Origin of the sequence: Propionigenium maris DSM 9537 (genome assembly GCF_027925155.1) — a bacterium.
Lineage (GTDB): Bacteria > Fusobacteriota > Fusobacteriia > Fusobacteriales > Fusobacteriaceae > Propionigenium > Propionigenium maris.
Genome location: NZ_BSDY01000049.1, coordinates 1 through 8,980 on the forward strand (window position 1 = coordinate 1; position 8,980 = coordinate 8,980).

Annotated in this window: 8 protein-coding genes; 2 read left to right on the forward strand and 6 right to left on the reverse strand. The window is 41.0% G+C overall.

Annotated features, from left to right (window positions below):
• Positions 1-635 precede the first annotated feature (635 nt).
• The 4 genes from QMG11_RS19755 to QMG11_RS19770 form a co-directional block, all read right to left on the reverse strand.
• Positions 636-1,937 (reverse strand): 2-hydroxycarboxylate transporter family protein, encoded by a 1,302-nt coding sequence (locus QMG11_RS19755; protein WP_281838139.1) that lies wholly within the window; start codon positions 1,935-1,937, stop codon positions 636-638.
• Positions 1,938-1,975: 38 nt separating this feature from the next.
• Positions 1,976-3,130 carry an NAD(P)-dependent malic enzyme gene (locus tag QMG11_RS19760; protein ID WP_281838141.1) on the reverse strand — a complete coding sequence of 385 codons (1,155 nt, stop codon included), beginning with the start codon at positions 3,128-3,130 and terminating at the stop codon, positions 1,976-1,978.
• A 190-nt stretch (positions 3,131-3,320) separates the two neighbouring features.
• The gene (locus QMG11_RS19765) at positions 3,321-3,992 is read right to left on the reverse strand and encodes a response regulator (RefSeq protein WP_281838143.1); all 672 of its coding nucleotides are present in this window, start codon (positions 3,990-3,992) and stop codon (positions 3,321-3,323) included.
• A gap of 1 nt (position 3,993) precedes the next feature.
• Positions 3,994-5,523: a Spo0B domain-containing protein gene (locus QMG11_RS19770; RefSeq protein ID WP_281838145.1), complete on the reverse strand. Its 1,530-nt coding sequence runs from the start codon at positions 5,521-5,523 to the stop codon at positions 3,994-3,996.
• A gap of 232 nt (positions 5,524-5,755) precedes the next feature.
• Between QMG11_RS19770 and QMG11_RS19775 the strand changes: the two genes are divergently transcribed.
• Positions 5,756-5,890: a hypothetical protein gene (locus tag QMG11_RS19775; RefSeq protein WP_281838147.1), complete on the forward strand. Its 135-nt coding sequence runs from the start codon at positions 5,756-5,758 to the stop codon at positions 5,888-5,890.
• Positions 5,891-6,295: 405 nt separating this feature from the next.
• Positions 6,296-6,421, forward strand: a complete 126-nt coding sequence (locus QMG11_RS19780) for a hypothetical protein (protein ID WP_281838149.1) — start codon at positions 6,296-6,298, stop codon at positions 6,419-6,421.
• 152 nt (positions 6,422-6,573) lie between these two features.
• Here QMG11_RS19780 and QMG11_RS19785 read toward each other — a convergent pair whose 3' ends face one another.
• Complete coding sequence (locus tag QMG11_RS19785; RefSeq protein WP_281838151.1) at positions 6,574-8,115, reverse strand: hypothetical protein; 1,542 nt, start codon at positions 8,113-8,115, stop codon at positions 6,574-6,576.
• 653 nt (positions 8,116-8,768) lie between these two features.
• Positions 8,769-8,980: hypothetical protein (locus QMG11_RS19790; RefSeq protein WP_281838156.1), on the reverse strand; the 212-nt coding region annotated here is incomplete at its 5' end.

The window sequence follows — 8,980 nt, forward strand, 5'->3', positions numbered from 1 at the left end:
AGTTTGAGGTATATACATTACTGGTCATATCCTTTCGAGTAGAATTTTGTGTGGTAACTCAATTATTACTCTATATTGGATATGATTTTTAATTTTTTGTGAATTACTTTTGCAACACTCTATTAAATGCAATCTATATTAAGAAGCCGATCAGATTTTGACCTGAAGTTCCTCCTAAAAAATTCCCCAGCGTAATCATCTTGAAGAAAAATTTCAGATACCTCCTCTAAAGAAAAATAGATAAATTATCATCTATAGATATTGATTATCCTTGGCTTACTGAACGTAATAATGATATAGTTTGTATTTAAGAATGTAGAGTCTATCATAACAGGTGTTATTTAGTCCAGTATAATTTAAATTTTGTTAAATATAAATGAACTAAAACGGCTTTAAATACAACTTATTTATCTCAAAATAGCTTAGTGATTCAACTATTTTCAGTACATTAAAATACCCAGGAAGGGTTAGTTATTAAAACTAACCCTTCCTGGGTAAATAGGTTTTTAAGGTCTTTTGATAAATTCTCTCATCTATTGCAAACATAGTTCTTAACTACACTTACTTAAGGTAATATTCAAATAGCTGCAATTAAAATTCTAGAAAACTCTATAATCTTCTAACAATTACTTCACCTAAAGGAATACCCTTATGAGGAAGGTAGTCAGGATAAGCATGAAGGCCCCTCCTATTCTGGAAGATATCTGGGCAAAGGGCATGAGAGACATCCTGTTGGCAGCTGATAGTACCGCCACATCTCCCGTTCCCCCCATGTTTGCCATACAGAGCCCCGCCGTAATAGCTCCCTCTATTGCATAGAATCCAAAGAGGTGACCTACCACAGCGCATCCCACAACTGCCCCTATTAGGGTAGTCAGAATAAGGATCAGGTATGTTGGAGTAAAGGCAGATATTACCGCATCTAAGCTAGTATATGCAACTCCGATTCCCACAAGAAGAGCAGGAGTAAAGTTCTTCATTATAAACCCAAACCACTGGGCAGCACACTGCTCATACTCTCTAGGAATAACTCCAAGTGCCTTGGCAGCAGCCACAGAAAGGATCATAAGGGCATATGGGTGAAGGGCTATAAACTTTGCCAGTACAGATCCGAAGATGAAGAATGATGTGGCAAATAGCAGTCCCTTTCCTAATACCTCAGCAGTAAGGGGGATAAACTCCTCCTCGGTCTCTACCTCTACCTCAGCTCCCTTTAGCAGCTTCCCCTCTCCGCTCAGCTCACTTCTCTTCTTTCCCAGCTTATTGAGAAGTCCTCCCATAACAATAGCCACAGCATTTCCAAGGGCTACTGCAGGCACCATAAGGGACAGTAGCTCTGCCGGATCTTTTTGCATAGCATCTCCAAAGATCTGTGCAAGGGGAACAGCACCAGCACCCATTCCTCCTCCCATAATAGGAACAGCTATATAAAATACCGCCTGAGTAAATCCATATCCCAGGACACTTCCCATGACCCCAGTAAGGAGTATTGCACAGGCCACTCCCCCTACAATTACTGGAAGATACCTCAGGGAAGCCTTTATCAGGAGGTCTCGGCTCATCCCCAGGATACTCCCTGTGATAAGAGCTGCTATGTAGAAGTTAAGAAATCCCTCTCCCTTCATAAAGGAGGTTATAATAGCTGCTGTACTCTCAGGTATTACCCCATAGCTTATAAATGCTGCAGCTCCGAAGATGGCAACTATAGGCCCTCCTCCAAAGTAGTCCTTCACTATTGGAGTTCTGTTACCTATCTCATTTAGAATTGCCCCCATGATCATCAGCAGTGGAAAAGCTCCCAGCATTCCCTTAGGCAGAGCCCCCATATACATAGCCCCAACTACAACTATTGTCATGGGGATAAAAAACTTCATCTCTATTCCCGCCAGCTTAAAAGCCTCTTTATTTAATTTACTGTCTATTACACTAGTACTCATAATTTCCCTCCCTTAATTATTTAGATTGTCAACCCTGCTTAAACTAATCTCTTTACCGCTTCTGCAACTGCAGGAGCCACCCTCTTGTCAAAGGCATCTGGTATTATATAGTCGGCTCTCAGCTCCTCCTCAGCAATTATTCCTGCTATCCCCTCAGCAGCAGCCATCTTCATCTCCTCGGTGATCTTCTTGGCTCCTGCATCCAGTGCTCCTCTGAATAGTCCAGGGAATGCAAGGACATTGTTTACCTGGTTGGGGTAATCCGATCTTCCAGTTCCCACTATCTTAGCCCCCGCTTCCAGAGCCAGTACCGGCATGATCTCAGGGGTAGGATTTGCCATGGCAAAGATTACAGAGTCCCTGTTCATAGTCTCCACCATCTCCGCCTTAAGGATTCCAGCTGCCGATACACCGATAAAGATATCTGCTCCTACTACAGCTTCAGCCAGTCCTCCCCTAATATTTTCCCTGTTGGTAATCTCAGAGAGCTCCCTTGTGAGGAAATCATACTCCCTCTCTTCATCCTCCCTTGCAATGATCCCCTCTACATCCAGAGCCAGGATATCAGCCACTCCCAGTTTTTTTACCATCTTGATAATGGAGGATCCAGCTGCTCCGGCTCCGCATACCACTACCCTGGCATCCTTCAGGTCCCTCTTTAAAAACTTGTATGCATTGATTATCCCTGCTACCACCACAATGGCTGTTCCATGCTGGTCATCATGGAATACCGGGATATCCAGCTCCTCCTTTAGTCTGGTTTCTATCTCTACACATCTTGGAGCAGATATATCCTCCAGGTTTATTCCTCCTAGCCCCGGAGCTAAAAGCTTACAGGTTCTCACTATCTCATCTGTATCCTGAGTATCCAGACAAATTGGGATGGAATCCACCCCTCCAAACTCCTTAAGGAGGATTGCCTTACCCTCCATTACAGGAAGTGCAGCTTCTGGCCCTATATTTCCAAGACCTAAAACAGCAGATCCGTCTGTAATTACCGCCACCATATTTCCCTTGGAGGTGTACTTGTATACGTCATCCCTTCTTTCAGCTATCCTTCTGCATGGTTCAGCCACTCCAGGAGAGTATGCTAAACTCAGTTCCTCCTTGTTAGTTATCCCAACCTTGGAAACGACCTCCAGCTTTCCCCTCTTCTCCTCATGAAGCTTTACCGACCTTTCATATACCGACATCTCTCATCCCCCTTCAAATCAACCCAACTAAAACAGTTTTATTTGATCTATTTTAAAACAATCCGATTATAGTATCTTTTTTTTTCAAAAAGAATAATGGAAAAAATATTAAAGAGTTTTTTAAATAAAAAAAGATTGCTAAAAAAATAGCAACCTTGGATTAATTTAAAAGTATTCAGCTGTCAAATCCTTAAATCACAAACTCATAGAGGTACTGAGGACGCCCCACACTTTTATAGCAGAGATGGGACCTTATCCTCCCCAGCTCCACCAGGTGATCCAGATATTTTTTTACTGTAACTATACTGATACTGGTCTCCTCTGAAACCTCCCTCACGCTCCAGCTGTATCCGGTCCTTCCCTTGACAATATTTAATATCCTTGTAAGGGTGGACTGCTGTATTCCCTTCACATTGTTAGCCTTTTTCTTCCCCCTCTTGAGGTAGAAGTGGTCTATCTCGGTCTGGGTAAGCTCCTCCTTCAGTGCAATCTTCTCGCTGTTTACAAGGTATCTGTCCAGAGCCTCCTTTAGCCTGTCAAAGTCAAAGGGCTTTATAAGATAGTCCACTGCCCCCAACTGGAAGGCCTGCTTTATATCCTCAGATGAGTTGGAAGCCGTAACAAATATCACATCACACTTGAGCTCCCTTTCCCTTAGTGTCTTTAAAAACTGCAGACCACTTCTGTCTGGGAGAAACATATCCAGGATAAACAGATCTACCCTGTTCCTCTCTAGATATACCAGAGCTTCCTCAGAGCACCCAAAATCCCCCACTACCTCAAATCCATTTAAAGAATTTATAAACTTTACAGTGAGCATCCTAACCATAGGATCATCCTCTACTATTAAAATCTTCAACACCTTAACCTTCCTCCTTCCACACTACCACAGTAAATACCTTCTCCCCTTCCTCCTGCTCCAGATCTATAGAACCTCTGTAAAAGTTTACCCTCTCAAGTACCAGGGACATCCCCTCTCCCCGGTTTCTTCCCTTGGTGGAGTAGCCCCTTATATAGATGGAGTGGGGTTCTCTAATGGGAACTCCCCTGTCCCTTACCTGGACCTCGATCCTCTCCTCATCCTCATAGAGAAGGATATCTATCCTCCTGTCTGTAGCCAAAGCCGAAGCCTCTATGGCATTCTCCAGAAGGTTTCCTATTATGACGATGAGATCCTGGGTAGTTATATTCCCGTGATCCTCCCATAAAATGGAGTTTCTGTCCACCTCCAGCTCTATGCCCCTCTCCTTGGCTATATTGATCTTCCCTATTATAAGGCCGCTCAGGATAGAGTCCTCCATTGCAGTGACTTCAACCTTCTTTACCGATGAGTTCCCCTGAACCTCCTGGATAAACTTTTTAGCTTCCTCTACCTCATTCAAGGAAAGGAGTCCGGATATCACATGAAGCTTGTTTTTAAACTCATGGATATTGGCTCTCAGAGACTCTATGACGAGATTAACTCCTGTGATCTCCTCAGCCTTCTTAGTTACCTTCCGGCTGTCCTTTATAGTCAGGATAATTCCAATGGGAACTCCCCTTTTAAATAGAGGAATCAGGGATACAAAGGCACCCTTGGACCCTATCATTATCTCCCTGTCATAGATAGGAACAAAATCCCCTATCACTCCCTCTATCAGTCCTCTCAGAGGTCCCTCTGCTACCCCTCCCAGTATCTCTTCAGCAGCCTCATTCTTCTTGGTATATCTTCCCTCTAGGTCGATGGTGGCTATCCCCTCCTCCAGGGTTTCAAAGATAGACTGATTTTCCTCATAGAGGTTACAGATCTCCCTGGGTTCTAAGCCCTTCAACTCACTCTTAATGCTCCTTGCCAGGAGGAGAGCAGCTGTATAGATGAGGGTGAAGGTAACCAGTATAATAAGGGAGATATAGAGGAGGGTATCCTTATTACCCTTGTCTATCTTCCAGTAGAGCTTTCCCACCATTACAAATCCAATCTGTTCCCCCTTATAGTAGATGGGAGTAAATCTTCTCAGAGCAGGCCCCAGGGTCCCCCGGGCTCTTGAAAAATAAGAGGTTCCCTTCTCGATAACCTCCCTCTCATCTCCCCCTACAAAGTTTTGACCGATGAGGCTGGGATTTACATGGGAGTATCTTTTTCCGGTAATATCTGTAACTACCACCATATCTATCTCATCCAGGCTCTTAACTACCTTCTCCACCTTTCTCTGGATCTTCTCACTTCTCTTGGAGGCGAGGTTTTCCTGGATAAAATCATCGTTGGAGATTAAAAAAGCAACGTTGGAGAGGTTTTTTCTTGTCTCCAGGTCTGCCCTCTTAAGCTGGTATCTTCCAAAGATCAGCAGAAAGACAGTAAATCCAACCAGAAGAAGGGTAAATATATAGGCTCTTATCTTCTTTTCTAAAGTCATATTCTTCATATCCTTACCAATATTTTATAGGCAAAATGGATCCTGGCTACCTACAATTAATACAATATTACCACCTAAAAGTTAATAGTGTCAATTTTGCAAACATTAGATCTATTTTTAGGAACAAAATTCTTATATCGTTCATCTATTGCCCATTTACACACCTTTTACACTCTGTAAACATCACCACAACACCCCTGTGCTACAATAAAGCAGTAAAGGAGGTGATAGTATGAAAAAGAAGGGTAAGTTCTTTAACCTTTCAACTATGAAGAAGGAGTACCAGGAGCTCCTCAGAAGATCCACTGTAATCAGGGAAACCTTTATCGATAACGGTGTATATGTTGAGTATCAGTCTAAAAATTAAATTATTCCACTTCAGGTAAGCCAATGGGCTTTTTTTTATTTTTTGATCCCAGCTACCTTGAGAACTTTTCTTCCCCTTCCTCCTATACATTTAAAGTGTCCAGCCTAACCCCTATTCCTCCCTTAGAAACCCCTGACTTTATAATGTCCTTCCAACCTCACTAAATCAAGGTTAAACCTCCCCTGCCTTTTTCCACTCATTTAAATCTTTCAGTTTAAAATTAAAAGGAAACAGGAGATTTTATATGTATAAACTCTTTATTAGAGGCTCTTTCACCCCAACTGTAATTATTGAAAGTGATCTAAATAATCCTATATCTTAAAATAAGTCAAATCATAGAGGTATCCCTTGGGAAACAGCCTAGATACCCTATTGCTTTAAATAAACTTGGAGGATGGTGATAGCATGGAAGTAAAAGTTAAATTTTTTGACCTTTTGACAATGGAGCATGAGTATGACAATATCCATAAGCTCTTTACCGTAGTTAAGGAGACCTTTACCGAAAAGGGTGTCTATGTAGAATACTATTAACCTCATAAAGGAAGCCTAGGCTTCCTTTTTTCTTGCCCACTTGAAAGGAGTGGTGTCTGAGGTAGAGCAGCTCAAATAAAAAGGAGGATCCTCAAGGTAAAATTTCTACCTAGGAGAAGCCCCCTACCTCTTAAACTATTTAATTTAAATCCTTAGATACTCAGAAGGGAGTATGAAACTCCTGCAAAACCTATTACTGCCAGGACACTTACCAGCTTAACCGGCATCCTTCCTCCATTTTCAGCTGCCTTACCAAACATCCCAAAGACAAGGGGGTGCACTAAAAACGGCATGGCAAAAATAAAGGCTATGAGCCCTGCTGCAGTCTCTCCAAACATTCCTCCCTGAACAGCTGCAAACAGCCCAAAGTGAGAGAGTCCCGAAGATACTGCTATGGATACCTGGTTCAGGGGCATCCCAGCCAGATTAAGCATAGTGAAGCTGGCAAAAACAGCTATGATCTGCCATCCCATGGAAAACTGCATAAGTCCCTTTATCTCCTGGGCATCATCATCCTGGGCATTTCTTAGAGTTTTTATGGAGATCACTGTGAGTATAACTCCAAATGTAACAAGAGGTACCACCCACTTAACAATTATACTCCCCTGCTCTGCACTTGCTGCCAGAATTGAAAATACAAAGATATGCCCGAAGAAGGGTATATTTATCATAATTGGAGCCCTTGTAGCAGCCTTTTCACCCAGGTCCCCTCCAGTACAGGCCCCTGTAAGTCCCGAGTGAGAAAGAGCTCCTGCCATTCCTGGAGCGAGATTTTTTATGTGGTTGGACTTCCCTAAGAATATCAGCAGAGCCATCCCTGCAAACATCCAAAATATCTGACCTGTAAATCCATAGATTATTACATTTTTAACCCCCGATATGGTAAAGGCATCCAGCATCCTAGAACCACCAATGAGAAAGTTTCCTGCCAGTACTACTGGTATTCCTGCAAACAATAGGGAATTTAGAGTAGGTCCAAATCTCCAGTTTGAAAATACCATCCCCAGCCCGGCAGATATCATCATGGCAAAGAATATCTGCGGAAGGGCTATAATAGGCTCGATGAGCTCTGCAACCTTAAGAGAAAGTATCAAGATCCCCAAGATTACAATAATCTCAACGACACCCCTTCTGATATAGCTCTGCTTATTCTCTATCTTCGCCTTATTGTCGATAAAGATTATAGAGAGAACAACACTTAGATAGGCCAGCAATAGATAGGAGTTCCCCAGAGCATCCTTCCCTGAAAACCCAACAAACAGCATCTTTAGGGCTTCAATCCCCACAAGTATGAAAAAAGCTCTCACAATAAAAAATAACTGGGTACTGTTTGTTCCTAAGATTATCTCCTCCTGGGAGGGCATCATAAGATCCTCTATATTCAGATCCTCCTTAGAAAATATCTTCTTCAGCTCCTGTCCCCCAACAAAAAAAGAAGCTATAAGGGCTATGACCGTAGTCTGACTTACCATGACTATCATTGGAAAACCCTTTAGTCCAGGAGTTGCCACCTGACTCTTTACCATTATAAACCCCATAAACAATCCAAATACCACAATTATAAGTATAGAAGAATACCTGGTCCCTGCCACAACAGTTCTGGAAACCAAAACCATCGTAATAAGCACCACCATTGTCAGAAAAAAATGATTCAAAGCAGAGATGCTTGAAATCTGACTCATCAAATAATCCACTTTCCTTTTACCTCCTCAGTTTTATGTTTTTATATTTAAAGAAAGTTTTATTTACAAGTTGATTAAAGTCAGATAATTTAAATTTTACCGAATGTAATACTTTAAATTGCTGCTCTATGCCAGGTGAAACTCTAGAATATTGTTAATTTATAATTCACAAAAATGAGATTGGAAGTTGTTTAGACCCAGTTTCAAATGGATCTTCTATTAAAGTGTAGCTAACATATGAAATTTATCTTTTTTTGCATTATCATTCATTTTATATATGTTAAATTCGTATTTGAAGTATTAGCTCTGCAAATACTTCGGCCTAAAACCATTAATTTTATTGATATAAATGGAAATTTTTAAATACTCAACTTTGAAAAACTATTGATATAGTATATCTTTTAAAGAAATCTGTCAATATCTTTTTATCTTTTTTTCGTAAAAAAAAACAAATAAAAGTGCTATTTGTTTTGTATGGAAACACTTTCTACAAATCATTTGAAAGGTGTTTCCTGAGTATTCTGTTTGATGAAGATAAACTAAATATTCAGCACAGAGTTATCGTCCTACACTATAAAAGTGGTAATTTCAAATAAAAAAGGTGAAGACGGGGATCTTCACCTTTTTTGGGAGTTTTTTATGAAAAAGTTATGCAAGTTGCCTTACTATGGGGATATAATACCTCTTCTTTGTGTCCTCAGTGTGACATAGAGATGATAAATCAAAGGCCGAAATTTAAGATAACTTTTCATAAAAAGTAGCTGCCTACGGGCAGCTTTTTTTGTACTTGCAAGTTTGATACCATATAGGGATGAGTTCTTTAAATAAACCCTTAAAACAAATTCTTTCAAAATACTTCTTTGATTATTGGAGATAC